This window comes from Mycobacterium sp. 050272 (assembly GCF_039023525.1).
Classification (GTDB): domain Bacteria; phylum Actinomycetota; class Actinomycetes; order Mycobacteriales; family Mycobacteriaceae; genus Mycobacterium.
In genome coordinates this window covers 98,353-123,861 of the sequence record NZ_JBCHKV010000009.1, presented here as the reverse complement: position 1 = coordinate 123,861, position 25,509 = coordinate 98,353, and the positions used below count along the sequence as shown (strand labels likewise).

Here is a 25,509-nt window from a genome sequence, read left to right as displayed (position 1 = left end):
GCAGTCGCCTGCCAAAGGACTGCCGCCGGGCACGGGCAATTAGACTCAGCCCGACCAGAGACAATGCTGGGGCCACCGACCGGGCGGCCCAGGCAGCGGAGGTAAGGAGTTCCGGTGACCTCACCGAGCGAGCCGGGTGCCCCCAAGAAGGGCGACAGCCAAAACGGGGACGTTTCGGGCGAGCGCGCCGGTGCGCACACGCGCGGGACGCCCGCCCAGGCGGGTCGCGCCCAGGAGGGCGGGGATTCCCCGCCGTGGCAGCGCGGAGCGGCCCGGGCCGCCAATCCCGGAAATCGTCCGGGCGAACCGGCGACGGAGTCGCGGCCCCAAGGCCCGCCCGCAGGTGTCGACGCCCGGGTAAACCGCTTCATCTCCGGTGGCAACGCCGCGGGGCAACCTCCGTCGCGGCGGGACGACTTCGACGCGCCGAACCGCGGTGACGGGCCGGCCCACGAGGCGTATGCCAGCGAATTGCCGGACCTGTCCGGCGGGGTTCCGCGCGGATCGCAGCGCAGCACGCCGGAGCGCAGCTCGGAGTCGTCGCAACCGGCCGGCTCGGGGCGCTCGACGAGTACGGAATCGCGAGAGAATCGGGACAGCTTGGTTCAGGTGTCGCGGCGACGCGGGGGCCCGGTCCGGGCCAGCATGCAGATCCGTCGGATCGATCCGTGGAGCACCCTGAAGGTGTCTCTGATGCTTTCGGTGGCGCTGTTCTTCGTGTGGATGATCGCCGTCGCGTTCCTCTACCTTGTGCTCGGCGGCATGGGCGTGTGGGCCAAGCTCAACAGCAACGTCGGTGACTTGCTGAACAACACCAGCGGCAGCAGCGGCGAGCTGGTCTCGAGCGGGACGATCTTCGGCGGCGCCGTGCTGATCGGATTGGTCAACATCGTGTTGTTGACGGCGATGGCCACGATCGGTGCATTCGTCTACAACCTGACGACCGACCTGATCGGGGGCGTCGAGGTGACGTTGGCGGACCGGGATTAGTGCGGGTTTTGGGGTGGGGCGACGATTGCGGTAATCTCGTCGCTCGGCCGTACGCGTGTACGGGCCTATAGCTCAGGCGGTTAGAGCGCTTCGCTGATAACGAAGAGGTCGGAGGTTCGAGTCCTCCTAGGCCCACAACCATGTGCCCGTCAAGACGTTGTGTGAGACTTGCATTGCCGCTGGCACTGATCGCCTTGGTGTCGGCGGTGGTGTGGTCGCGGCGCGGGGTCGAGGTCTGGCACGTGGCAGTTGATCCCACTCCCATTGGCGAGGGGCCTTAGCTCAGTTGGTAGAGCACTGCCTTTGCAAGGCAGGTGTCAGGGGTTCGATTCCCCTAGGCTCCACAAATTCAAATTGTGTTCAACCGGCAGTCGTATTCCGCGCGGGCACCAGAAATTGAAATGGCGTTCGGCTAGCAGCTGAACGACTGTGGTGGGGCTCTGCTGTGGTCGCGGGGTGGGGCTCGGAATTCTGCACGCGGTATCGAATTGCCGACTCCCCCATGCACGTTGGCTTCTTGTCCCGGTGCGCGGCCGGGTTATCGTTCATTTGCTACAGCCAGGTAAACACACCCGTCCGGCTAAGTCATCGAACAGTATTAGCTGTATCGTGCGGCTCATGATGAAATCAGCGCGCGTCGCCGGAACCGCGGCGCTGGGAGCGGCACTAACAGTCAGTGGAATTGGAATTGGCATCGCAATGGCTCCGCCCGCGTCAGCGGGTTGCCAGGGCACCCTCATCCCGGGAGAGTCTTACTGCGATAAGCCGATAGGACCGAACGGGATCTTCGAGCGGTGCCATCAGGCACCCAGCTACCCGGTGTTCGGCGGACGGGGCGTGATCGAGGACGTCACGCCGCCGCCCGAGTGCTACCCGGTTGACCCGGCACAGCCGGTGCCGCTTGGGCAGCCGCCGAACCACATCGACGACTAAGGCTCCAGTCACCTAGTGCGATTCGCACGCGATCCCGTCGTTGTCCCGGTCTAGCCACTGGCCATAGGCGGGATCGCCGCGCGATTCTCCATCGGCGCACAACGTTCCTCCTCGGGAATTGTGAGCTCGACCGAGAAGTACTGCTCCGATTCTGCAGGGGCACAGTGGATTTGAGACGACACCGGGCGGCACCGCATCGATGCGGTGCCGCCCGGTGCCGGCAATACTCTTGCTAGGCCGCCATTGCCGCATTCGGCCCTGTGGTGCCCGCGACTGTGGAACCGCATCCGGCAACAGCCAGGGCGGTGACAGAGAGAACCGCGGCGACAACAAGCTTGATGCGAAGACGAGACATATTAACGACTCCGTTCATATTGACCCCCGCGCAAAACGGTAAATCTGACAACGGCGGTTTGCCAGATAGCCCGTCGCAACGGATAGCGAACGGAGACAGTGCAATCGGTGAATAGCGACGGTACGACCAGCCCAACCTACGGGCGCGGCTGCACGTCCACACTGGGCGGCCGCGGCGACGGCTCGGGGTTGTCGCGGCGGGTTGAGCGCCGCACGATGCTGAATGCGACCGCGCCACCGGCCAGCACCACGACCGCGACGCCCGCGATCACCAACGGCCGCTTGCCCCGCCGGCGTTGGGATTTGCGTGCGTCCTGCAATGCCTGCGGCAGGTTCGAAACCACCTCCTGCGCGGCGGCCAGCTCCTGGGCGAGGGTTTCCTGCGCCGCGGCGATGTCGCGAGCCAGCCGGCCCTCGCGGTAGCGGCGGTGCAGCTCCGATGCCGTCGACTGCACGGAGTGGGCCCCCAAACCAACGGCACCGCGCGCGACGTCCACCGGTCCTATCGCCGAGTAAGCCAGGCCCCGGGACAGTCGCTGCCTAGGGGTCAGCTGGGATTCCGCCTTCGCGTTCATCTGCCGCCTTTCCGTGCCGGGTCGTGGAACCTACAGACTGCCACCATGAAAACACCGGCGCTCCTATTACCGCGTGCCGGCGGGATTTTCGGTGCCCTGCGGCGCCGAACGACACCCGGTGCGGGCGGGTCTGCGCGGAGTGGCAGACTCTGGTGTCGTGACCAACAGCCCGTATCAGACTGCCACTGCCACACTGCACACCAACCGCGGCGACATCAAGATCGCCCTGTTTGGAAACCACGCCCCCAAGACCGTCGCCAACTTCGTCGGCCTGGCGCAGGGCACCAAGGAGTACTCGACCCAAAACGCGTCGGGCAGTCCTTCCGGTCCGTTCTACGATGGCGCGGTCTTTCACAGAGTGATCCAGGGCTTCATGATCCAGGGCGGCGATCCGACCGGGACCGGCCGCGGCGGCCCGGGCTACCAGTTCGCTGACGAGTTCCACCCCGAGCTGCAGTTCGACAAGCCCTACCTGCTGGCGATGGCCAACGCAGGCCCGGGCACCAACGGTTCGCAGTTCTTCATCACCGTCGGGCAGACGCCACACCTGAACCGGCGCCACACCATCTTCGGCGAGGTGACCGAGCCCGAGTCGCAGAAGGTGGTCGACGCGATCGCGACGACGGCGACCGACGGCAACGACCGGCCGACCGAACCGGTCGTCATCGAGTCGATCACGATCTCCTAGACCGCTTCTGGCTATGCCGGCCGGGCACCATTTCGGCCGGCATAGCCGGCGTCGGTAAGCGCATCGAGCACGTCCAGTGGCTCGGTGCCGAGGTCCCAGCGGGAAAACAGCACCAGGCTGTCATCGGCCGTTTCCACTTCGAGGAACCGCACCTTGCGCCCCATGCGGCGGAACTCGGTGATCCGGATGATCTTGATGTCGGAGTGTTGCCATACCTGCGTTCGGAACCATCCCCGAATCACCAAGCCGGCAGGGGTAATTGCCAGCTTCGGGCGTGCGCGCCACGTCGCGCCCGCAAACAACAGCAGACCCACCCCGGCAATCCCCACGATGAGGCGGCCCGGCGGGTCTGTGACCACGGTCACACTGGCGATAGCCATGAACAACCCGCCGAGGCCACAACCAGCGACTCCCGCCGCGCGCGGCTCCCATCGTGTTTGCTGCATGGCGCGCTTAACCCCTCCCACCACTGCCGATGCAGTTATCCACATCAGCTATCAACAGTGGGGATAAATCACACGCGTGTGATTGGGTACTCACAAGGTTGCTGGCTCAGCCCTGGATCGACCCCGAGATGAATTCATCCGACATTTGATCTTGGTTAGTGCCAGCGCATCGTGAGCAACAAGCCGGTGATCATGAAAGCGAACGCGATCGCGTAGTTCCACGGGCCGAGATGCGCCATCCAGTTGAGGGCGGTCGGCGCCTGGCTTCCGACGGCGGCCAACTGGAACACCATCAGCCAAACCAAACCGATCAGCATCAGACCCACGAACAGCGCCACGAACCACACGCTGGACGGTCCGACCTTCACTTTCACCGGCGTCCGGCTGACCGCGCTGACGGTGAAGTCGTTCTTCTTGCGGACTTTGGACTTGGGCATGATTACCTCGGGATCACGGTGAGCGGGACGGGGTGCAACGATAGCGGTTGTAGCTACACGCAGGGCTTGGCTACGAGATTAACCCACCTGGCCCCCCGTCCAGGAAATTGGAGACTCGATGATGCCGACCGGCCGGTCACCATGGCGCTTCGGTGTCCCGTTGGTTTGCCTGCTGGCCGGACTGCTGCTGGCGGCCACCCATGGGGTGTCCGGCGGTGCCGAGATTCGCCGCAGCGATGCACCCCGGCTGGTCGATCTGGTGCGCGAGACCCAGTCCTCGGTGAATCGCCTCAAGGCCGAACGCGACGAACTGGAAAGCAAGATCGAATCGACGCATTTGCGGTCTTCCGATGCCGCTTTGGCGGCCATGCTGCGTCGTTCGGCAGAACTGGCAGCCGAGGCGGATATGACCCCGGTGCACGGGCCCGGCCTGGTGGTGACCCTCGATGACGCCCAGCGCGACGCCAACGGGCGCTTCCCGCGCGATGCCTCCCCTGACGACCTGGTGGTGCACCAGCAAGACATCCAGGCCGTGCTCAACGCGCTGTGGAGCGCCGGTGCGGAAGCGATCCAGATGCAGGATCAGCGCCTCATCGCGTCGTCGGTGCCGCGCTGCGTCGGCAACACGCTGCTGCTCAACGGCCGCACCTACAGCCCGCCCTACACGGTCACCGCGATCGGTAACGCGGCGGCAATGCAGGCGGCCCTGGCCGGCGCTCCCCTGGTGATTCTCTACAAGCAGTACGTCGTCCGGTTCGGGCTCGGCTACCACGAGGACGTCAAGCCCGACGTGCAGATCGCCGGCCACACCGAACCGGTCCGGACGCATTTCGCGCAGCCGGCCGGTCCGGTCGGCTACTGAGGGCCCACTGACCAGTGGTCGGCGGGGCGGTAACCTGACACGATGCGCATCCTGGTTGTCGACAACTACGACAGCTTCGTGTTCAACCTCGTGCAGTACCTGGGGCAACTCGGAGTCGAGGCTGACGTGTGGCGCAACGACGACGCCAGGCTCTCCGATGAAGCCGCGGTCGCCGCGCAGTTCGACGGTGTGCTGCTCAGCCCCGGGCCCGGCACACCGGAACGTGCCGGTGCCTCGATCGAGCTGGTTCGCGCGTGCGCCGCGGCCGCCACTCCGCTGCTCGGCGTCTGCCTCGGGCACCAGGCCATCGGGGTCGCGTTCGGCGCCACCGTCGACCGCGCACCCGAATTGCTGCACGGCAAGACCAGCAGCGTCCACCACACCAACGCCGGTGTGCTGCAAGGGCTTCCGGATCCTTTTACCGCGACCCGCTACCACTCGCTGACGATTCTGCCCGAATCGCTGCCGCCGGTCCTCGAGGCGACGGCCCACACCCGCAGCGGTGTCATCATGGCGGTGCGCCATACCGAGCTGCCGATCCACGGTGTGCAGTTCCATCCGGAGTCGATCCTCACCGAGGGCGGTCACCGGATGCTGGCCAATTGGCTGGCCGATTGCGGATGGTCGCGCGACGACACCCTGATCCGTCGGCTGGAGAACGAGGTTCGTTCCGCGGTGCGGCCGTTTTTCCCGGCCGAACCGGCGGCTACTGACCGAACTTCAGCGTGATGATGCCGTCCCGGTTGACCCCGGCGCCGGCGGGCGGGTTCTGATACACCACCTTGTGGGACTGGGAGCCGCCGGCGTCGACGTCGGCGCCCTTGTCCAGAACCCCGGTCCAGCCCAGCGCGCGTAGTCGTGGTTCGGCGTCCGTCCAGAACATGCCGGTCAGGTCGGGCATCAGGAACTGATTGCCCTTGGACACCTGCAGCTCGATGATCGAGTCCACCGGAACCGTCTGCCCCTTGGGCGGATTGGTCCCGATCACCTCGCCGGCGGGCCGCGGGCTGTCCACCGCCGTCTGGGTGAGCTTGGTGAAACCGTAGACCGTGAGGTTCTTCTGCGCGATGTCGACGGTCTGACCCGCGACGTCGGGAACCTGCTTGGTCTCCGGTCCGGAGCCCACGATCACGGTGATCACGTTGGTGATCGCCGACGTCTGGTTGGCCGGCGGGTTGGTGCCGATCACCTTGCCCAGCAGTTCCGGGGTCGACGGCGAGTTCGCCTGTTTGAACTTGGTGAACCCGGCGGCCTTCAGCTTGCTCACCGCGTCGGAGTAACTCATCGAGGACACGTCGGGAACTTCGCGCTGTTCGGGTCCGGTCGAGACGTTGATCGTGATCTCGTCGCCGGCCGCCACCGACGCGTTGGCGCCGGGGTCGGTGCTGATGACATGGTCGGGCGGGATCGACGAGTCGGGCTTCTGCAGCGTGCGGGTCTTGAAGCCGCGATTCTGCAGGGCCGCAACGGCATCGGCGGACACCTGGCCTCGCATGTCGGGCACCTGCACGTCGCGGGTCGAGCCACCGAACGTGTTGAACGCGATGACGACGACAATCGTGAGCACTGCCAGTACGGCCACCGCGACGACCCAGCGACCGACCGGACCGCCCATCCGATCCGGGTCGGTCTCGGTGAGGCGTTGGCGGGGCAGCGGGTCGGTGCGTGGACTCCCGTGACCGGGTCCCGTCGAGGCCATCAGCGAGGTCCGCTCGGCGTCGGTCAGCACCTTCGGGGCTTCCGGGGGCTCCCCGTTGTGCACACGAACCAGGTCGGCGCGCATCTCCGCCGCGGTCTGATATCGGTTGTCCGGGTTCTTGGCCAACGCCTTGAGCACGACGGCATCGAGGTCGGGGGAAATGCCCGCGTGCCGTTTCGACGGCGGTACCGGATCTTCCCGGACATGTTGGTAGGCAACCGAAACCGGTGAGTCGCCGGTGAAAGGTGGCTCCCCCGTGAGGATTTCATAAAGCACACAACCCAGCGAGTAGACATCGGAGCGGGCGTCCACGGAATCGCCACGTGCCTGCTCCGGCGAGAGGTACTGCGCGGTACCGATCACGGCCGCGGTCTGGGTGACGCTGTTGCCGCTGTCGGCGATGGCCCGCGCGATGCCGAAGTCCATCACCTTGACCGCGTTGGTCGTGCTGATCATGATGTTCGCCGGCTTGACGTCGCGGTGGATGATGCCGTTCTGGTGGCTGAAGTTCAAGGCCTGGCACGCGTCGGCGATGATCTCGATCGCGCGGCGTGGCGGCAGGGGTCCGTCGTTGTGCACGATGTCGCGCAAGGTGACACCGTCGACGTATTCCATGACGATGTAGGGCAGCGGACCGGCGGGCGTCTCAGCCTCGCCGGTGTCATAGACGGCGACGATCGCGGGGTGGTTGAGTGCCGCGGCGTTTTGCGCCTCGCGACGGAAGCGCAAGTAGAAGCTCGGATCGCGGGCCAGATCGGCGCGCAGCACCTTCACCGCGACGTCGCGGTGCAAGCGGACGTCGCGGGCTAGGTGAACCTCCGACATACCGCCGAAACCGAGTATGTCGCCCAGTTCGTAGCGGTCGGACAGGTGTTGCGGGGTGGTCATTGCGCTGTCTCGTGTCGGGCCGTCGACCGGCTGGGCGTTGAGGGGGTAGCCCAGCTCAGTTCGGGTGGCCTGCTGTGGAATCCAGAATTACTTATCGCGCCGCGATCCGTCCAATCCAGCCGCAAACTCGGGCCCGAACCGCTGGGAGTCTTGCTCGCCGGCGGCGTCCCGGTGTCGGTGACTGTCGGAGGCGGAGGCTGTTGCTGAGTGTCGCCACGGGAATTGATGACGATCAGCACCGCGATGATGATGGCGAGCGCGCCCAGCACCCCGGCGGCCCACAGCAGCGCGCGCTGACCCGACGAAAAGGTGCGACGGGCCGGCGGTGGACGACGACTGCTCGTGGCCGGCCGCGACCGGGTGGGTGCACCGCCTCGCGCACTGGGTGCGGCGGTGGTACGGGTCTGCGGACTGGACGGTATGGCCGCCGGCGCGGCCCGTCCGGGCGGCGGCGATTGGCTCGGCCGTGGTGGACGGCGCCCGGCGCGGACCGCCGCCACGGCGTCGGCGAAGGGGCCACCGCTGCGGTAGCGCATGCCGGGGTTCTTCACCAGCGTGATCTCGATGAGTTCGCGCACGTTGGGCGGAAGCTCGGGCGGCAGCGGCGGCGGAGGCTCCTTGATGTGCTTCATCGCGACCGTCAGGGCGCCGTCACCGGTGAATGGTCTCTTCCCCGAAACCACTTCGTAGCCAACAACTCCCAGGGAGTACACGTCACTGGAGGGGGTGGCGTCATGGCCCAGCGCCTGTTCGGGCGCGATGTATTGAGCGGTGCCCATCACCATGCCGGTCTGGGTGACCGGCGCGGCATCGACGGCCTTGGCGATACCGAAGTCGGTGATCTTCACCTGGCCGGTCGGGGTGATCAGGATGTTGCCGGGTTTGACGTCGCGGTGTACCAGCCCGGCGGCGTGCGCGATCTGCAGCGCACGGCCCGTCTGCTCGAGCATGTCCAGTGCGTGCCGCAGCGACAGCCGGCCGGTGCGCTTGAGCACCGAGTTCAGCGGCTCACCGTTGACCAGCTCCATCACCAGATAGGCGGTGCGGCCCTCGCCGTCCATCTGGCTTTCCCCGTAGTCGTGCACGGCGGCGATACCCGGGTGATTGAGCATCGCGGTGGTGCGCGCCTCGGCGCGGAACCGCTCGATGAACTCCGGGTCCTGAGAGAACTCCGCCTTGAGGACCTTGACCGCTACGCGCCGGCCCAGCCGGCTGTCCACCGCCTCCCAGACCTGGCCCATGCCGCCGGTAGCGATGAGGCGCTGCAGCCGGTACCTGCCCGACAGCGTCACTCCAACTCGTGGGCTCATGGCCCCCCCTGCAATGCGGCCTGGATGACGGCCCGTCCGATCGGCGCCGCGAGCGCACCGCCGGTCGCGGAGAGGCGGTCGGCACCGTTTTCCACGAGCACGGCCACGGCAACCTTCGGTGCCTGCGCGGGCGCGAACGCGATGTACCACGCGTGCGGCGGAGTGTTGCGCGGGTCGGCGCCATGCTCTGCGGTACCGGTCTTGGATGCGATCTGCACGCCGGGAATGGCCCCTTTCTGCTGTGCAGCCTTCTCGGCACCGACCATGAGCTCTGTCAGCTTAGCGGCGATCTGCGGGGATACCGCGCGACGCTGCTGATAGGGCGCAGTCGTGCTGATGTTGGCCAAGTCCGGTCCCTTGAGGCTCTCGACCAGGTAAGGCTGCATCATCACGCCGTCGTTCGCGATGGTCGCGGCGATCTCCGCGTTCTGCAGCGGAGTCAGTGCCACGTCCTTCTGCCCGATGCTAGACATCCCGAGAGCGGCGGCATCCGCGATTATCCCAACCGTCGATTCCGCCACCTGAAGCGGAATGACGCTCGGGCTGCTATCCAGGCCGAACGAATGCGCCATGCTGCGCAGCGCCTCGGACCCAGTAAGGATGCCCAGCTGGACAAATGCCGTGTTGCACGACTTGGCGAAGGCCTCGCTCAGCGACACGGTCGGTTGGTCGCCACACGGCGTGCCACCGTAGTTCTCCAGCGTCGCGGTGCTGTTGGGCAGCGGGATCGTGGGCGCCGCCGTCAGCTGCTCGTCATCCTTGGCACCGGCCTGCAGCGCCGCCGCGGTGGTGATCACCTTGAAGGTCGACCCGGGTGGGTAGGTCTCCGAGATCGCCCGGTTGGTGAGCGGGTTGTCCGGATCGTCGCGCAGCCGCTGCCATGCCTGCGCCTGCACCTCGGCGTCGTGCGAGGCCAGCAGGTTGGGGTCATACGACGGCGAAGACACCATGGCCAGGATCTTGCCGGTGGACGGCTCCAGAGCCACCACGGCTCCCTTGCACGGCGGGCCGCCGCAACCCTGCTGCATCCCGTCCCAGGCCGCCTGCTGCATCCGGGGATTGATCGTGGTGTCGACATTGCCGCCGCGGGGATCGCGGCCGGTGAAGAAGTCGGCCAGCCGGCGCCCGAACAGCCGCTCGTCGGAACCGTTGAGCAGCGAGTCCTCGGCACGCTCCAGGCCGGAGCTGGAGTAGCGCAGCGAATAGAAGCCGGTGATCGGCGCATATACCGCGGGGTTGGGGTACACCCGCAGGAAACGGTACCGGCTGTCGGTGGCGACCGAGTAGGCCAGCAGCTGGCCGCCCGCGATGATCTGGCCGCGCTGACGCGAGTACTCGTCGAGCAGGACCCGCTGATTGCGTGGGTCGGCCCGCAACCCGTCAGCGGCGAACACCTGCGTCATGGTCGCGTTGAGCAGAAGGAGCACGATCAACGCCATCACGGTCATCGAGATCCGGCGGAGAGAGGTGTTCATACCTTCTGGATCACCTCGGTGCCGGCCGCCGCGATTGGCGACGTGTCGCGCGTGCGGGATCGCAACGGGTGTCGGGCGCTGTGTGAAATCCGCGCCAGGATGGCCAACAGCACGTAGTTGGCCAGCAGCGAGGATCCGCCGTATGACATCCACGGCGTCGTCAGCCCGGTCAGCGGAATGAGCTGGGTGACGCCGCCGACGACGATGAACAACTGGATCGCCAGCGTCGACGCGAGACCCGCGGCCAACAGCTTGCCGAAGCTGTCGCGGGTGGCGATCGCCGTGCGCATGCCCCGAACGATCACGATGGTGTACAGCATCAAGATGCTGGCCAGCCCGACCAGTCCGAGCTCTTCACCGAAGGCGGCGATGATGAAATCGGTGGATGCGGCCGGTACCGTGTCGGGCTGCCCGTTGCCCAGACCGGTGCCGAAGATGCCCCCGGTAGCAAAGCTGAAAAGTGACTGCACGATCTGGTAGCCGCTGCCGTCGGGGTCGGAGAACGGGTCCCACCACATCTGCACGCGCGTCCGTACATGCGCGAAAATGAAATATGCGACAACGCTTCCCGCGGCAAACAGCACCAAGCCGATGATCACCCAGCTGAAGCGCTGGGTGGCCAGGTAGACCACTACCAGAAACGACGCGTACAGCAGTAGCGAAGTGCCGAGGTCTTTCTCGAAGACCATCACAGCGATCGAGGTCACCCACGCCGCCAACAGCGGCGCGAGGTCCCGCGGGCGGGGCAGGGTCATTCCCATCAGGTGCTTGCCGACGCTGGTGAACAGGCCGCGCTTGGCGACCAGCACAGCGGAAAAGAAGATCAGCAGCAGAATCTTGGAGAACTCGGCAGGCTGAATCGAGAAGCCCGGCAAGCGAATCCAGATCTTGGCACCGTTCTGCTCGGACAGCGAGGCGGGCAGCAGGGCGGGGATCGCCAAGAAGACCAGACCCGTGAGCCCAAATATGTAGCCATAGCGCGCCAGCTGCCGGTGGTCTTTGAGGAACGTGACGACGAGCGCGAACGCGGCAACGCTGACCAGTGTCCACAACATCTGCTGGGTTGCGCTCGGGTGATGACGACCGCTGAGCTCATTGCCGACCAGGTCGAGCCGGTGGATCATCACCAAGCCAAGTCCGTTGAGCAGCGCCACAATTGGCAGCAGTAGCGGGTCGGTGTAGGGGGCGAAGCGCCTAATGGCCAGGTGCGCGCCGCCGAACAAGGCCAGGAAGGCCAGCCCGTAGCTGACCACACCCCAGCGCAGGCCGCGCTCCTGGTTGGCGTCGACGATCAGCAACGCGGCGACGGTGATCACCGCGGCGAAGCACAACAGCAGGAACTCGGAGTTACGCCGGGTCCGCAACGGCGGCGTCACCGTGACCGGCGGTTGGACCTGTGTGGTCATGCAGCCGCCCGGCAGTCGATGCCCGGCTGAGGTGGGGGTGGCGGGAGCGTAGTCACCGCCGGGGAAGTGGTCGTGGGCGACGGGGTCGCGGGCGGTGCCGGAGGGGTACTGGCGGGGGCGGTACTCGGAGCTGTGCTGCTGGGTGGGGGTCCGCTGGAAGGGGTGGTGGGCACAGGGGCGCTCGGCGGTGTCGTTCCGCTGGTCGCCGGGCTCGGCGACCCGGGTGGCGACGTCGCGCGCGGCGGCGGGCAGGGCGGCAGGAGGTTGTTGGCCGACAATTCTTTCAGCTGCGATTCGGCCTCATCGAGCGTGCCGGCCGGCAGCCCGGCCAACACTTGCGCGCGTGCGGCGGGGCGCAGATCCTGCAACTGCATGAGCCGGCAGTCGGGATGGCCACCGGATTGACTGAAACTAATGATCGACAGGTCGTTGCGTGCGTTCAGACAGCCCACCAAATAGGGTTCGTGCAGGGACATGCCCAGCAGCGACCCTTGAATCCCCTTCATGATCGAAACCGCGCCGTCGTTTTCGGCGACGTAGTAGTTGCTTCGGATGATGGCCCGCCCGATGGCCAGGCCGGTGAGTGCCAGCAGCACCACTAGCGTCACGACGATCACCATCCGGCGCCACGCAAAGCGTGGCCGGGGCGCTGGCTCCTCTTGCGGCACAACGCGTTTGGCGGCTTCTTTGCGGGGACCGATCGCGGAAGCCCGGCCCGCCGAGGTGTTGGGCAGCGTCAGCTGGTCTTCCTCACCGGATACCGCACCGGCGAGAATCGGCTGGGTCTGGCCGTAGTCGTAGTCGACGACGTCGGCGACCACCACCGTCACGTTGTCGGGACCGCCGCCGCGCAGCGCCAATTCGATTAGGCGGTAAGCACTTTCGGCGACGTCGGGAATCTGCAGCGCCTCGTGGATGGTCTCGTCGCTGACCGGATCGGACAGCCCGTCGGAACAGAGCAGGTAGCGGTCACCGGCGCGGGCCTCGCGCATCGTCAAGGTGGGCTCGACCTCGTGGCCGGTCAGCGCGCGCATGATCAGCGATCGCTGCGGGTGGCTGTGCGCTTCTTCCTTGGTGATCCGCCCCTCGTCGACCAAGGTTTGGACGAAGGTGTCGTCCTTGGTGATCTGGGTCAGCTCGCCGTCGCGGAGCAGGTAGCCGCGCGAGTCTCCGATGTGCACCAGCCCAAGCCGGTTGCCCGCGAACAGGATTGCGGTCAGCGTGGTGCCCATCCCTTCGAGGTCGGGCTCCATCTCTACCTGTGCGGCGATGGCCGAATTGCCGGCGCGCACCGCCGTATCGAGCTTGGCGAGCAGGTCGCCTCCGGGTTCGTCATCGTCGAGGTGAGCCAACGCGGCGATCACCAACTGGGACGCGACCTCGCCGGCGGCGTGGCCGCCCATGCCGTCGGCCAGGGCCAGAAGTCGAGCGCCGGCATAGACCGAGTCTTCGTTATTGGCGCGTACCAGGCCGCGGTCGCTGCGCGCGGCATATCGCAGGACCAAAGTCACGGGCGCAGCTCGATTGCCGTCTTGCCGATCCGAATCGGCGTTCCGATAGGAACTCGTACCGCAGTGGTCACCTTCGCCCTGTCAAGGTAAGTGCCGTTGGTCGATCCTAGATCCTCGACGTACCATTCGGAGCCGCGCTGAGACAGCCGGGCGTGCCGCGTTGAGGCATAGTCGTCGGTCAGCACCAGCGTCGAGTCGTCCGCGCGTCCGATCAACACCGGCTGCCCGCTGAGCGTGATGCGTGCACCTGCCAACGCTCCTTCGGTCACCACCAGATAGCGGGCGGCATGGCGGCGCTGGCGGGATGGCAGCAACGTGCCGCGCAATACCAAACCGCGGCGAACCATGACCGCACCGGTTGGTGCGTAGATGTCAGTCTTCAAGATCCGGAGAACGGCCCAGATGAATACCCATAACAGCATTAAAAATCCGGCGCGCGTCAGCTGCAGTACCAGTCCCTGCATCTGGCGTCCTTTCCGTCCTGGCGCCGCACCTCATGAAACCAAGCAACGTCACGATACTTGGAGGGCGGTCGACGCGGGGCGAAGCACGGCAGCTTATGCCCGGTGCGTTCAGTGGATCCGGACGATGATCTCCGAGTGGCCCAAGCGGATCACGTCGCCATCGGCCAACTGCCACTCCTGTACCGGCGCATTGTTCACAGTCGTGCCGTTGGTGGAGTTGAGGTCGGACAGCAGGGCGACCTGTCCGTCCCAGCGGATTTCCAGGTGGCGCCGTGACACACCGGTGTCTGGCAACCGGAACTGGGCGTCTTGTCCGCGACCGACGATGTTCGATCCGTCGCGCAGCTGGTAGGTCCGGCCGCTGCCGTCGTCGAGCTGCAGCGTGACCGCCGCCCCGGCCGACCCATAACCGCCCTGGCCGTAACCGCCGTAGCCGCCGCCGGCCTGCTGACCATAGTCGGCCTGCTGGCCGTACTCGCCTTGCTGGCCGTACTCGTAGTCGCGGTGCGCGGTTTCGGGGTATCCAGCCCCGGCCTGCTGGCCATACCCACCGGCCGGAACGTTCTCCGCGTACTGGGTGTAGTCCCCGCCGCCGTACTCCTGCTGGCCGCCGTAACCCTGGCCACCCGGCTGGTAGCCGTGGTCGTATCCGCCAGCCTGGTCCGGGTAGGACGGCCGCTGCTGCTCGGGCGCGCTTGGGGCGCCCGGGGGGGCATAGCCGCCTTCTTCGGGACGAGCCGGACCGCGACCGTACTCGCTGTAACCGCCGCCGTAGCCCTGCTGGCCACCGCCGGGCTGTCCGTAGCCGCCGCCCTGGCGGTAGCCCTGGTCGTAACCCTGACCGCCTTGGTCGTAACCCTGACCGCCCTGGTCGTAACCCGGGCCGCCATAGCCGCCGCCGGCAGGCGGCCGCTGCTCATACGACGGCGGGTAGCCGGCCTGACCCTGGTCGTAACCGCGACCCTGTTCCGGGTAGCCGCCCTGGCCGGGGTAGCCGCCTTGCTGCGGATAGCCGCCTTGTTCGGGATAGCCCCCGCGCTGGTCCGGGTAGCCGCCCTGCTCGGGGTACCCGCCGCGCTGCTCTTGGTAGCCGCCCTGTTCGGGGGGGCGAGGCGCCTGGTAACCGCCCTGCGCCGGGTAACCGCCCGGCTCCTGCGGATATCCGCCGCGAGGGTCGTGCCCGCCCTGGGGTTCCTGCCCGCCGCGCTGGTCGTCCTGCGGACGCCCGTAACGCTCGTCGTAATACTCGTCGCCGGGACGCCCCTGCCCCTGACCGCGGTAGCTCGAGTTGTCAGTCATTGGTGGTACTCCTGGTTCTGCGCTGAACGCCTGACTTGATTGTGGCCGGGCGGGATCATTGAACTTCGGGCGGGGCTCGACATCGGGGTTGACAGAACCGCGGGCGCGAAACTGTCCGGTATGCAGGTTCGGCAATTGCTCGAACCGAACGACGACATCACCATACGTTTCCCACCCCTGTTCATGGATATAGTCGGCCAGGTATCGACCGAATGCGCTCGACGTGAGATCCGGATCGGCGCCCACCTTCTCGAAGTCGTGCACACCGAGGGTAATGACGTATTCGTTGGGCGCCAAAAGGTGATTCCCGCGAAGCGGCTGCAGACCGTCCTCGGCTTCACGGCGCAAAAGCGCCTCAACCTCTTGGGGGACGATCGAACCCCCGAACATGCGGGCAAATGCGTCGCCGACAGTCGACTCCAGCTTGCGCTCGATCCGGGCAGCGAGCCCCCGTTGGCTACCCATGCTTCAGCGCTCGCCCGCACTTGTCGCGGTATATCGCCGGCGCAAGGCAAACCACCCGCCCGCGTGTCGCATCACCCATGCATGTTATCGGGACACGGTGAGGCTGCGTCACCGTGAGAATTCTGAGAATCACATTCATGCAGGTCAAACTGATACCGAGGCACCACCGCCGACGCCGAACGGGCGGGGCCGGCCACCGCAGCGGTTAGTGCGAACGGCCACTACAGTGATATGGTCCATCGGTTGTTTTCCCCGGGCGAGTGGCGGAATGGCAGACGCGCTGGCTTCAGGTGCCAGTGTCCTTCGGGACGTGGGGGTTCAAGTCCCCCTTCGCCCACCATGTGATGTCGCGAGACATCGAGGACAGATGTCTCGCGACATAGTGAACACCCTCAGTTGTTGGTTGGGGGTGTTTTCTGTTTTTGGGGTTGGTAGTCGGTGTTGGTGTCGAGGGTGAGTTCGCGGATGAGTTGGCCGCCGGGGGTGGCCACGATGCGGATGTTGAGGTCGGCGATGAGCATGAGCAGGGGGGTGTTGGCCCAGCGGTGGCCGATGCCGATGTGGTGCAGGCGTGCGGCGTGGCGCAGGGTGAGCTTGCCGTAGCTGTCGACGCGGTCGGTGCGCACTCGCCAGTGGATGCCTGGCCGCAGTGAGCGCGGCTCGAGTCCGGCCTGGCCCTGGGCACGGTAACGGGCCAGCAGGACATAGGTCCATGAGCGTGCCACCCGATAATCTCGGGCGACCTCACTGATTGGCCGGTGCTCAATCTCGACGGCGGCAACGACCAAACGGGCCTTGGACATGAGGACACCTCGCGATCACTGGGCTGTCCTCTATGTCGGGAGACATCCGTCCTCTATGTCAATGAATCACAGACCCCTTCGCCCACCACGGCGGTTGGTTGGAACCGCAGGCGCAAAGGCCACGAACTCCGCGAGGGGTCGTGGCCTTTCCCAATTGCCACCCATTGAGCGCGATTAGCGATCGGGTGACTACCCCGTCCGCGCCGCGATCAGTAGAACTTGAGCCATGACCGACACAGTCAAGGTCACGATCGATCGCAGCTCGGTGGCGATGGGAGACGACGTCGAATCCCATCGAGAATTTTGGATTTTCTCTGACGACGCGACCGTCGACGATCTTCTCGTTGAGATCTCGGCCCACTACATCCCGGGGGTTGCCGGGCCCGCGGGGTGGCGTGTCGACGTCAACACCGATGAGTTGAACCGCCGCAGCGACATCGGCCTGATCTACACCCGTGACGACCTCCGCCTGGAGGACCAGATCTGCCGAATGCTGCCCGGGAAAACGACATTGGGCGACTTGCTCCGACGTGCCAATTCCGTCGAGCTCGATGTTTACGCAGGCTATATGACCTGGGACATGGGGCGCCCACTTGCTTTTAGCGAGATCACGGCCGGTACTACGTACGCCGGTTCTCAACCGGTGAAGCTGGAATCCGAAGCAGCCGCCGATGCCAAGCGCGACTGGGTGCTGCTCCGTGAACTGGATCGGCGAGCCGCCGCCGTCACCGCAGCGCGGCGGGACTGGATTCGCAACAACATCGTCTGGGCGGCACCGCCGCCGCCCGGCTCCGAAGTCCTCGTCGCCCGCAGTTTCCATTTCCTCACCAGGCTGCACTGCCCCGCCAGCATGAAGGTCGCGGCTGCGCTGCTGGGAACCGACGACGCCGAATACGAGGACTTGGAGACGCTGGTCGATGTCGACAGTCGGCCCGCCGCGGTGATCATGGCGATGGTGCTCGCCGCTTTCGAGTGGCATACCGCGAACCGCAGCTGGCAAGGCGGGCAACGCGATTACTGCGAGGTGTATTTTGAATTTCTGGCGAGATGCGGCTATCGGCTTTCCCCGGTTGAAGAAGTTCTCGCGGGTCGAATCTCCTTGCAGGAGCTTACTTTCTCCGCCGACGACACCGCCCGGCTCGAACGCGTCCGGGAACTGCGCGCCCAGCAGTATCAGCTGCGCAATGATCGCTACTACGCGAAGACCCTCAGCGACGAGCAGTACAAATCCGCGATCGGCCAAGTACACGCCGAACTGAGCGCGCTGGGCGAGCTTCCCGGACCGACGTAGGGACCGGGGTCGGTCGCGTCCGGACCGGGTGCTTCACTGCAACCATGCGCAGAAAACCAGAGCTGGCGCGACGCTTCTATGACCGTTTCGAGCCGGTGCACGCGGTGACCTACTTCGCGCCGGAGGCGCGGGCAGCACTCGACGGGCTGGGATACCGGGGCTTTTGGATGGGCTACTTCGCGGCCCGGTCCGCCCCGCTGGGCATCGCCCCGGCGGAGCTGGTGACCGCGATCTTCCACAACTTCGCTGCCCAGCGGGTGGCCAAGGCCTTGCCGGCCGCCTGGCAGATCGCCGGTCCCGATGCCGCGTTGCGCGCCCGCCAGGACTCAGCGGTCGCGGCGCTGCGCCGCTACGGGCTGCAAGAAGACGAAAACGTCAGTGTTGCAGCCGAATTAGCGGGAAAGGCGGTGCGCCAGGCGGGTGTCGATGGGCGGCCGCTGTTCGCCGCGAACCGCGCCCTGCCCTGGCCGGACAATCCGCTCGCCGCCCTGTGGCATGCCACCACGCTGTTGCGCGAACACCGCGGTGACGGCCATGTGGCGGTATTGACCGCGGCAGGCATCTCGGGCCGGGAATGCAATGTGCTGCATGCGGCGGCCGACCGCGTCCCGCGCGACTACATCGCGCGCACTCGCGATTACGACGAGACCGAATGGCGCCACCACGAGCAGCGGCTGGCCGAGCGTGGGCTACTGAACGAGGACGGCTCGCTCACCGCCGCCGGCGCCGAACTCAAAGATCACGTCGAATCGAGCACCGATGCGCTCGGACTGTCGGCGCTTGACGCACTGAGCGACGACGAGGTGGAGGCGCTGTTCGGAGCTCTCACTCCCATCACCCGTGCGGTGGTCGAAGCCGGCGACGTCCTTGCCGTGACGCCAATGGCACTGCGCCGCAATGAGTTACACGACGCCAGTGCGCATTTGACCTCTGCCTAGCGTTAGGGATCACGCGGCAGCAGGCGCTGCTTCTGCTCGATGAATTCGTCTTGGGTGAGAATTCCGGCGTCGCGCAGGGAGGCCAGCTCACGCAGCTCGGCGGCGATACTCGTGATCGGGCCGCCCGCTGGAATCTGGGCCGCTTCGATCGGTTCGGCAGGCCGGGAATCCTTGGGTTTGCGCCCGGGGATCCCGACGCGCTCCTGGGTTCGAGCGCCAGCGCCGCCGGTGGTGCCCGCCATAGCGCGTCCGGCCATGCTGGCCAGGGCCATCTGGCTGAACAGGCTTCCCGCGCTGGAGCCCGTGGCCTGGGCGGCGGCGCCGACGGTCGCGGCAGGCAGTGCTGTCGTCATCGCGCGTAATTCCGGGGCCGCGGCCACCCACGCCGGCGGCACCGACAGCCGCCCGACCGAGGGCGCGTGGCGGAACTGCCCGGAAACCGTCGATGCCGGTTCGGTGAGCACCGGAAAGGATGTCGGCGGTGCCGGCGCATTGCCCGGCCATGGCTGTACACCGGCCCAGCCGCTGACGATGTCGTCGGTGTGGACACCGGTCCAATATCCGCCCACGTCGTAGGGCAGAGCCGTCGTCCCCAGCGAGGTGTCGGCCGCAAGTCCCGCCGCCCCGATCTCCGGATCGAGAAAAACAGCACTCAGGTCCGCGAGCAGGCCAAGCAGGTCCCGCCCCCCGAATCCAAAGGCGTCGGCTGGGCTGGCCAGGTTGATCAGCGCGTTGGGGACGGCGGAGATGGCTTGCTGGACGTTCTGCTGCGCGTTGCCGACGGACGTACCGGCGGCTTGGGCGACCGCGTCGGCTTGGTAGGCGGTCCCGTCGGTGCTGGTGCTCGACGACGGCGACTCGAACGGGGTCAGTGATGTGGCCGATGCCGACGAGGTCGCGTAGGACTGCATGGCACCGGTGTCCTGCGCCCACATCTCGCTGTACTGCGCTTCGGTAGTCGCAATCGCACTCGTGTTCTGCCCGAAGAAGTTCGTCGCGACCAGCGCTGCCAGCAGAGTGCGATTCGCGGCGACCACCGGCGGAGGCACCGTCTCCGCGAACGCGGCCTCGTAGGCGGCGGCCGCCGCAACGGCCTGGTTGCCCGTCTGCTCCGCCTGCTCGCCGGCGGTTCTCAACCAGGCCACAAGGGGAGCGGCGGCGCCGGCCATGGTTGCTGCCGCCGGACCCAGCCAGGGTCCGGAGGTCAGCTCAGCAATTGCCGCCTGATAGGAGGTTGCTGTCGAATACAACTCCGCGGCCAGGGCCTCCCATGCCGACGCCGCGGCAAGCATCGGTCCTGAGCCAGGTCCGGCGTAGATGCGCGCAGAGTTGATCTCCGGCGGCAGTACCCCGAAGTCCACTTTTCCCTCCGATCGAGCAGGCCCGGCGCGCGCCGCTTGGGTAAACGGCAAACGAACACGCCGCCAAGGCCTGGCCTGGCCGCCTGAGTCCATCATTTTGCTCACGGAGACTGTGAGTTAGCTGGGAGGTCCGGCTACTACTGCCGCCGCTGGCATGTCTAGCTAAGTGAGTACCCGATTTACCCAGCTGCCCTGCGATAACACGTTAAGTCACGTGGCATTGTCCGCCGAAACCGCATGGGCCGCCAATCGCACCGACGGGAATTTAGCTGCCAGTTGACAGCGGCCGTGCCGGAGGTTCGCTTCCAGTAAAGCCGCCGTTGACTGGCGGCCCGCTAGCTGCTGGGCTGGGTTTGCGCCCAGCCTCGTACCTCGGCGGTCACGGGGTCGGTGACATCGTCGAACTCGGGGTGCTTCTTGAGCACGCTCTCGACCATCGAGCACACTGGGACGATTCGTTTGCCGGCATCCCGCGCCCCGTTCAGGGCCTCCTCGATGAGGATGGTCGCCAGGCCGCGTCCGCCGAATTCCGGGTCTACCACGGTGTGGTAGAAGACACGCTGCTCGCCGCGGTCCGCGTAATCGGCGTGGCCGACCGTCTTGCCTTCGACGGCGATGGCGTACGTCTGATGGCCCTCCGTGACGGTGGTTTCCGCGCCGGTCTTATCGGTTGTCGTCATGTCGTTTCCTCTCCAGTCGTTCCGTTCGGTATCGGTCGTGGCCGTAGCCGGGCGGTCGGCAGCGCTGGGGCCGGCAGCCGCGTGAGCGTGCCCCGGTAGCCGCTGACGGCGCCGAAGCGTGCGTCGGCGTCCTCCCAAAGCTGGCGGTACCCGACGATTTCATCGTGAGTGCGCCCGACGAAGTTCCACCACATCAGCAGCTCTTCGGGGAACGGCACGCCTCCCAACAGCATTACCCGCGCGGGCTGCTGCCCAACATTGCGCAGGTGCACGGCTGCGCCGCCCGGGCCTTGATAGCCGAGCGCGGCGACGGCGAGAGTCGTTCCGCTCATCGCCACGGTCCCGGTATCGCAGAGCACACCGTGCTCGAACGCCGGGTCGATGTCGAGGTGCAGTTCGGCGTTCGGGTCGAGATCGATCTGGGCTCCGAGAAGCGGGGTGAACGTATGCACCGGAGACCGGCTACCGGCCAGCTCGCCCAGGAACACCCGCGCGTGCGCGCCCGCCAGCGCGATGGGGTCCGGCACATAGTGTGCGAAGCCGCGTTCGGTGCCGCGATCGGAATCGGGCAGGGCGACCCACAGCTGCAGTCCGTGCAGAACAGCGTCCGACTCGACCGAGACCTCGGAATGACAAATCCCCGCACCCGCGGTCATCAGATTCAACTCGCCGGGCCGGACGAAGGCGTGCACTCCCGCACTGTCGCGATGTTCCACTTCCCCGCTGAACAACCAGCTCACCGTCTGTAGTCCGGTGTGCGGATGCGGGGGTACATCCATGCGCGCCCGGACGGGGCCGTAATGGTCGATAAAGCACCAGGCTCCGATCAGCGACCGCTGTCGCTGCGGCAGGGTCCGTTGCACCCGGATGGCCCGCGGGCCGCCGAGCGGAACTTCCCGCGGATGTAGCACCTCGGTCTCCGCAACCCCTGTAGCGCTGCAGGTGACTTCGGCCGGCGCGTTCTCGAGGTTGCTCACCGTGCCCCCTCTGTTGCGAGCCTGATACGGCGACGCTACCCGCGCTCGCCGGCCTACCTGCCCGGCGGCCGCAGCATCCGCATGGCCACCCGCATGATCGGCTCGGGGACCTGATCCTTCACCGACAACGCGGCGTCGGCGGCGCGGGACCGCAACGGGGCTCCCCGGCCGAACATCCGGTTCAGCGGTCCGCCGGACGGTTCCAGCACGACGTGCAGCGGCGGGGTGCCCACGGTGGCGCCCCGCGCATTGGAGATGACCATCCGCTGAATCTCGCTGGTGCCCTCAAAGATGGTGTACAGCTTGGCATCTCGATACCACTTCTCGACAGGGTGATCGGTGATGTAGCCCCAGCCTCCCATGGTTTGGACCGCGCGCTCGGTGGCTTTGATGGCGACTTCGCTGGCGGCGAGCTTGGCCATCGAGCCCTCGCCGCGCTCGAAGGGGACTTCGTTGGCGGCCATCCAGGAAGCCCGCCAGGTCAGCAGCCGGGCCGCATCGATCTGTGGCCAGGTCGGCCAGCGGGAAAGCGATGCCCTGATTGTCGATGATCGGTGCGCCGAACGCCTCGCGCTCCGTGGCATATGCCGTCGCGTACTCCAATGCCGCGCGCGCGATGCCGATCGCCTGGGCCGCGACCATCGGGCGGGTCTGTTCGAACGTGCCCAGGGTCGCCGAGCCCGAGCGCTGTCCTCCCGCGACGACCGCGCGGGCCTTGGCGAGTTTGTGCTCTAGCTTCTCTTGCCCGCCAAGCAAATTGGCAGCGGGGACGCGAACGCTGTTGAAGCGCAACTCCGCGGTGTGGGATGCGCGACAGCCCAGTTTGTCGAGTTTGCGCACCAGTTCCAGGCCGGGCGTGCCGCCCGGCACCACGAAGAGGGCCTGGCCGCGGTGGCCGAGTTCTTCGTCGACGACGGCATTGACGACGTGCACGTTGGCGATGCCGCCGTTTCCGATCCACATCTTGTGCCCGTCGATGATCCAGTCGTCGCCGTCGCGGCGTGCCCGGGTGCGAAGATTGCGTACATCGCTGCCGCCCTCCGGCTCGGAAATCGCCAGGGCAGCGAGCTTGAGATCGCCTGGGGTGCCGAAACATTCGGGCGCCCACTCCAGCATCTGTTCGGGGGATGCGGCCTGACCGATCGCCGAGAGAGCCAGCGCCGGCATCACGATCGCCAAGCCGATTCCGGCGCAGCCCCAGAACAACTCCTCCATGAACATCGGCAGCGACAGGCCGGTGCGATCACCGATCAGGTCGCGGTAGAACAGCGGACTGTAGAAGCCGCGTTCGGCCGCTTCCTCGAGGACCGGCCAGGGAAACTCCTGCCGCTGGTCGTACTCGAGCGCGACCGGGCGGATCACGGACTCGGAGAATTCGTGCGCCCGCCGGGCCAGGTCGTGCTGCGCGGCCGTCGGGGTCAGGTCGTAAGTCATCATGGGCCTCCGGGTCGACGGACTGTTGTTCCGTCGCGGTCGACTACCCGGTCGACTCGGTGAACAAACGTTCACGGTCGCGGTGCGCCAGTCAGGCTGCTGAACGCGGGCCGACCTGTGCGATGGGCAAATGCAGCACCACTGCGGGCACCGGGATGGGCTCGCTGCGGGCCAGCAACGCCGCGTTCTCGGGCAGCTGGCGGGAGTTGATCTCGCCGGCGGCGATGCGCCGCAAGACGTCGTGGGCTCGAGCCAGCTGGTCGCGCTTGCGGTACTACGCGATCAAGGGCACTGCGACCGGTACCGATATGACCAATCCGGACCAGCCGCAGACGTTAACCAAGCCTTTTGAGATGGACGTGACCTGCCCGTAGCGCGGGCCAACGAGACATCGTCGGGGCCGAAGGCCCAGAGGGGACGCAGCTATGTCGAAGAAGCGTGTCAGCGCGGTGGCGCTCGTGGCGGGACTCAGCATCTCGGCGTTGAACCCGGGATTCGCGAGCGCCTTCCCGCTCGACCCGCCGGCATGCCCGAATGGCAGTTGCCACGGCGGGCCCGGCGGACCGCGCCCGCAGGCGCCGGAAACCACCGCTCCGCCGGCCACCACAGCGGCACCCGCGACCACTGCCGCGCCGGCGACTACGGCAGCTCCGCAGACGACCGCAGCGCCGCAGACCACGGCCGCGCCGCAGACCACTGAGCAACCGAGTCCGCAAACCACCGCGCCGCAAACCACCGCGAGCGCGCCAACCACGACCGCACCGGCCACGCAGACCACGACCCCGCCGGCCAGCCAAACGACGACGCCGGCCCAACAGACCACGACCCCGCCGGCCAGCCAAACGACCACGCCGGCCGAGCAAACCACCACAGCGCCGAGCGCACAAACCACGACGCCGGCGGGCAGCCAAACCACCTCGCCCTCCGGACAGCGGCCCACTCGGACCGTTGTTGCGCCGAGCACTCAACCGCCGCACGAGCCGTATCAGCCCCGTGGGACCTACCTGACGGCCAGCGCCGAGGTCGGCGGACCGATGGACTCATCTGTTGGCTTCAGCATTGTCGGCCACGGGGCCCCGCCTCCACCGCCGCCGCGAGGCTGGGGCTGGAACGACGGCCCGCCGCCGGGTCACCCGCCGCCACACTGGTACGGCCCGCCGCCTCCGGGTGGCTGGAACGGCCCGCCGCCTCCGGGTGGCTGGAACCGTCCGTGGGTCGGCCCCCCGCGTGACGTGGTGTATGCGCGCAGCAACTTCTCGCCGTTCGCCTACAACACCTTTACCGTTGTTCCGGTCTTCAACTGGCAGTTCGGCGGTTGGGGTTACTGGTTCTTCGGTGTCTGGGTCCCGCTTTACTGAGCACCGAAGCCCTTAGTTGGAGCCACGATTCGTCAGGCTGGGCCGCGATGGCGGCCTGGTCACCGTCGAGCTGATCAACTCCAGGACGCTCAATATCTTGGGTAGCGGGGCCATCGAGGAACTGTCCCAGGCGTTCCGCGGGATCAGCGGCGACACCGACGTCCGCGTCGTGGTGCTGCGCGGCGCGGGCGAGCAGGCATTCATCGGTGGCGCCGACATCAACGAGATGGTCGACCTGGACCGCGCCACCGGTGAGGTCTTCATCCGCCGGCTCGCGGGCCTGTGCGAAGCGATTCGCCAATGCCCGGTACCCGTCCTCGCCAGGCTCGCGGGCTGGTGCCTGGGCGGTGGGCTGGAGGTCGCGATCTCATGCGATCTGCGGATCGCGGAGTCGGGAGCCAAATTCGGCATGCCGGAAGTGGCCGTGGGAATCCCCTCGGTCATCCATTCGGCGATGCTGCCCGCGCTGATCGGAGCATCACATGCGGGCTGGCTGTTGCTGACCGGCGAGACGATCGACGCCGCGACGGCGCTTGGGTGGGGACTCGTCCACGAGGTGGTCGCCGCCGACGAGCTCGACCACCGCATTGCCGAACTCACCACGAAACTCAGTGGGTTCGGCACGTCCGCGGTTCGTCAGCAAAAGCGCCTGCTCAACAAATGGTTCGATATGACCCTGCACGGGGCGATCGAAGACAGCGTTGAGCAGTTCGGTCTGGCCTTTCTGACAGGCGAGCCTCAGCAGCACATGCGGGCGTTCCTCTCCCGCAAGCGCGACAACAGCTAGCCCTGCCGGTCACTGGCCGCGAAGGTTCTTGCGACTCTCGTGACAGAAAACTAAGGTAAGCCTAAGCTATGATGCCGG

24 protein-coding genes, 3 tRNA genes and 2 pseudogenes are annotated in these 25,509 nt (G+C 66.6%); 13 read left to right on the top strand and 16 right to left on the bottom strand.

Annotated features, from left to right (window positions below; genetic code table 11):
• Positions 1 to 114 precede the first annotated feature (114 nt).
• The 4 genes from AAHS21_RS18680 to AAHS21_RS18665 all read left to right on the top strand — a co-directional run bounded on the left by AAHS21_RS18680 (position 115) and on the right by AAHS21_RS18665 (position 1,923).
• Entirely contained in the window at positions 115 to 990 is an 876-nt protein-coding gene (locus AAHS21_RS18680; RefSeq protein WP_342929071.1) for a DUF3566 domain-containing protein, read from the top strand.
• Between the two features lie 61 nt (positions 991 to 1,051).
• Positions 1,052 to 1,125: transfer RNA gene (locus tag AAHS21_RS18675), tRNA-Ile, on the top strand.
• Positions 1,126 to 1,261: 136 nt separating this feature from the next.
• Positions 1,262 to 1,334 (top strand) — tRNA-Ala (locus AAHS21_RS18670).
• Positions 1,335 to 1,608: 274 nt separating this feature from the next.
• On the top strand, positions 1,609 to 1,923 hold the full coding sequence (locus AAHS21_RS18665; RefSeq protein WP_133160895.1) for a hypothetical protein: 315 nt from the start codon (positions 1,609 to 1,611) through the stop codon (positions 1,921 to 1,923).
• Positions 1,924 to 2,414: 491 nt separating this feature from the next.
• On the opposite strand, the gene cwsA is transcribed toward AAHS21_RS18665, so the two are convergent.
• Positions 2,415 to 2,852 (bottom strand): cell wall synthesis protein CwsA, encoded by a 438-nt coding sequence (cwsA, locus tag AAHS21_RS18660; protein WP_342929070.1) that lies wholly within the window; start codon positions 2,850 to 2,852, stop codon positions 2,415 to 2,417.
• A 139-nt stretch (positions 2,853 to 2,991) separates the two neighbouring features.
• Between cwsA and AAHS21_RS18655 the strand changes: the two genes are divergently transcribed.
• Positions 2,992 to 3,540, top strand: a complete 549-nt coding sequence (locus tag AAHS21_RS18655) for a peptidylprolyl isomerase (protein ID WP_096290711.1) — start codon at positions 2,992 to 2,994, stop codon at positions 3,538 to 3,540.
• A gap of 11 nt (positions 3,541 to 3,551) precedes the next feature.
• Here AAHS21_RS18655 and AAHS21_RS18650 read toward each other — a convergent pair whose 3' ends face one another.
• Together AAHS21_RS18650 and crgA are read right to left on the bottom strand one after the other, a co-directional pair.
• The gene (locus AAHS21_RS18650) at positions 3,552 to 3,986 is read right to left on the bottom strand and encodes a PH domain-containing protein (protein ID WP_342929069.1); all 435 of its coding nucleotides are present in this window, start codon (positions 3,984 to 3,986) and stop codon (positions 3,552 to 3,554) included.
• 155 nt (positions 3,987 to 4,141) lie between these two features.
• Positions 4,142 to 4,423, bottom strand: coding sequence for a cell division protein CrgA (gene crgA, locus AAHS21_RS18645; protein ID WP_313860613.1), 282 nt, complete (start codon positions 4,421 to 4,423; stop codon positions 4,142 to 4,144).
• A gap of 118 nt (positions 4,424 to 4,541) precedes the next feature.
• Between crgA and AAHS21_RS18640 the strand changes: the two genes are divergently transcribed.
• Both AAHS21_RS18640 and AAHS21_RS18635 read left to right on the top strand, forming a co-directional pair.
• Positions 4,542 to 5,285: a DUF881 domain-containing protein gene (locus AAHS21_RS18640; RefSeq protein WP_342929068.1), complete on the top strand. Its 744-nt coding sequence runs from the start codon at positions 4,542 to 4,544 to the stop codon at positions 5,283 to 5,285.
• Positions 5,286 to 5,327: 42 nt separating this feature from the next.
• Complete coding sequence (locus AAHS21_RS18635) at positions 5,328 to 6,014, top strand: aminodeoxychorismate/anthranilate synthase component II (RefSeq protein WP_342929067.1); 687 nt, start codon at positions 5,328 to 5,330, stop codon at positions 6,012 to 6,014.
• Here the strand turns inward: AAHS21_RS18635 and pknB are convergent.
• The 7 genes from pknB to AAHS21_RS18600 form a co-directional block, all read right to left on the bottom strand.
• Entirely contained in the window at positions 5,992 to 7,872 is a 1,881-nt protein-coding gene (gene pknB / locus AAHS21_RS18630) for a Stk1 family PASTA domain-containing Ser/Thr kinase (protein ID WP_342929066.1), read from the bottom strand. The two genes, AAHS21_RS18635 and pknB, sit on opposite strands and share 23 nt — an antisense overlap.
• A complete protein-coding gene (locus AAHS21_RS18625) occupies positions 7,869 to 9,182 on the bottom strand; it encodes a serine/threonine-protein kinase (protein WP_342929065.1) in 1,314 nt (437 codons plus the stop codon). The genes pknB and AAHS21_RS18625 overlap by 4 nt, the downstream gene beginning before the upstream one ends.
• Positions 9,179 to 10,657, bottom strand: coding sequence for a D,D-transpeptidase PbpA (pbpA, locus tag AAHS21_RS18620; RefSeq protein ID WP_342929064.1), 1,479 nt, complete (start codon positions 10,655 to 10,657; stop codon positions 9,179 to 9,181). Before pbpA ends, AAHS21_RS18625 begins: the two co-directional genes overlap by 4 nt.
• A complete protein-coding gene (locus AAHS21_RS18615) occupies positions 10,654 to 12,063 on the bottom strand; it encodes an FtsW/RodA/SpoVE family cell cycle protein (RefSeq protein WP_342929063.1) in 1,410 nt (469 codons plus the stop codon). Before AAHS21_RS18615 ends, pbpA begins: the two co-directional genes overlap by 4 nt.
• Positions 12,060 to 13,574 carry a protein phosphatase 2C domain-containing protein gene (locus AAHS21_RS18610; RefSeq protein ID WP_342929062.1) on the bottom strand — a complete coding sequence of 505 codons (1,515 nt, stop codon included), beginning with the start codon at positions 13,572 to 13,574 and terminating at the stop codon, positions 12,060 to 12,062. Before AAHS21_RS18610 ends, AAHS21_RS18615 begins: the two co-directional genes overlap by 4 nt.
• Positions 13,571 to 14,038, bottom strand: a complete 468-nt coding sequence (locus AAHS21_RS18605) for an FHA domain-containing protein (protein ID WP_342929061.1) — start codon at positions 14,036 to 14,038, stop codon at positions 13,571 to 13,573. The genes AAHS21_RS18610 and AAHS21_RS18605 overlap by 4 nt, the downstream gene beginning before the upstream one ends.
• A gap of 108 nt (positions 14,039 to 14,146) precedes the next feature.
• Complete coding sequence (locus AAHS21_RS18600) at positions 14,147 to 15,802, bottom strand: FhaA domain-containing protein (protein ID WP_342929060.1); 1,656 nt, start codon at positions 15,800 to 15,802, stop codon at positions 14,147 to 14,149.
• Between the two features lie 254 nt (positions 15,803 to 16,056).
• Here AAHS21_RS18600 and AAHS21_RS18595 point away from each other — a divergent pair.
• A tRNA-Leu gene (locus AAHS21_RS18595) sits at positions 16,057 to 16,142 on the top strand.
• 52 nt (positions 16,143 to 16,194) lie between these two features.
• Here the strand turns inward: AAHS21_RS18595 and AAHS21_RS18590 are convergent.
• Positions 16,195 to 16,605: a helix-turn-helix domain-containing protein gene (locus tag AAHS21_RS18590; RefSeq protein WP_342929059.1), complete on the bottom strand. Its 411-nt coding sequence runs from the start codon at positions 16,603 to 16,605 to the stop codon at positions 16,195 to 16,197.
• 226 nt (positions 16,606 to 16,831) lie between these two features.
• On the opposite strand from AAHS21_RS18590, the gene AAHS21_RS18585 reads away from it, so the two are divergent.
• Both AAHS21_RS18585 and AAHS21_RS18580 read left to right on the top strand, forming a co-directional pair.
• The gene (locus AAHS21_RS18585; protein WP_342929058.1) at positions 16,832 to 17,896 is read left to right on the top strand and encodes a hypothetical protein; all 1,065 of its coding nucleotides are present in this window, start codon (positions 16,832 to 16,834) and stop codon (positions 17,894 to 17,896) included.
• A gap of 44 nt (positions 17,897 to 17,940) precedes the next feature.
• The gene (locus tag AAHS21_RS18580) at positions 17,941 to 18,834 is read left to right on the top strand and encodes a hypothetical protein (RefSeq protein WP_342929057.1); all 894 of its coding nucleotides are present in this window, start codon (positions 17,941 to 17,943) and stop codon (positions 18,832 to 18,834) included.
• 2 nt (positions 18,835 to 18,836) lie between these two features.
• Here the strand turns inward: AAHS21_RS18580 and AAHS21_RS18575 are convergent, their stop codons facing one another.
• The 5 genes and pseudogenes from AAHS21_RS18575 to AAHS21_RS18555 all read right to left on the bottom strand — a co-directional run.
• On the bottom strand, positions 18,837 to 20,195 hold the full coding sequence (locus AAHS21_RS18575) for a PPE domain-containing protein (RefSeq protein ID WP_342929056.1): 1,359 nt from the start codon (positions 20,193 to 20,195) through the stop codon (positions 18,837 to 18,839).
• A gap of 335 nt (positions 20,196 to 20,530) precedes the next feature.
• Positions 20,531 to 20,875 carry a GNAT family N-acetyltransferase gene (locus AAHS21_RS18570; RefSeq protein WP_342929055.1) on the bottom strand — a complete coding sequence of 115 codons (345 nt, stop codon included), beginning with the start codon at positions 20,873 to 20,875 and terminating at the stop codon, positions 20,531 to 20,533.
• Positions 20,872 to 21,852 (bottom strand): pirin family protein, encoded by a 981-nt coding sequence (locus AAHS21_RS18565; protein WP_342929054.1) that lies wholly within the window; start codon positions 21,850 to 21,852, stop codon positions 20,872 to 20,874. Before AAHS21_RS18565 ends, AAHS21_RS18570 begins: the two co-directional genes overlap by 4 nt.
• 53 nt (positions 21,853 to 21,905) lie before the next feature.
• Positions 21,906 to 23,286 (bottom strand): annotated as a pseudogene (locus AAHS21_RS18560) (acyl-CoA dehydrogenase family protein).
• A gap of 91 nt (positions 23,287 to 23,377) precedes the next feature.
• Positions 23,378 to 23,560: pseudogene (locus AAHS21_RS18555) on the bottom strand (transcriptional regulator); the annotation flags it as partial.
• On the opposite strand from AAHS21_RS18555, the gene AAHS21_RS18550 reads away from it, so the two are divergent.
• Genes AAHS21_RS18550 through AAHS21_RS18540 form a run of 3 tightly spaced genes read left to right on the top strand, consistent with a single transcriptional unit; the run spans position 23,511 to position 25,431 of the window.
• On the top strand, positions 23,511 to 23,660 hold the full coding sequence (locus AAHS21_RS18550; protein WP_342929145.1) for a lipoprotein LpqH: 150 nt from the start codon (positions 23,511 to 23,513) through the stop codon (positions 23,658 to 23,660). The pseudogene AAHS21_RS18555 and the gene AAHS21_RS18550 overlap by 50 nt on opposite strands.
• Before the next feature lie 51 nt (positions 23,661 to 23,711).
• Positions 23,712 to 24,644 carry an MAP_0585 family protein gene (locus tag AAHS21_RS18545; protein WP_342929053.1) on the top strand — a complete coding sequence of 311 codons (933 nt, stop codon included), beginning with the start codon at positions 23,712 to 23,714 and terminating at the stop codon, positions 24,642 to 24,644.
• 16 nt (positions 24,645 to 24,660) lie between these two features.
• Positions 24,661 to 25,431: an enoyl-CoA hydratase gene (locus tag AAHS21_RS18540; protein ID WP_342929052.1), complete on the top strand. Its 771-nt coding sequence runs from the start codon at positions 24,661 to 24,663 to the stop codon at positions 25,429 to 25,431.
• Positions 25,432 to 25,509: the final 78 nt, after the last annotated feature.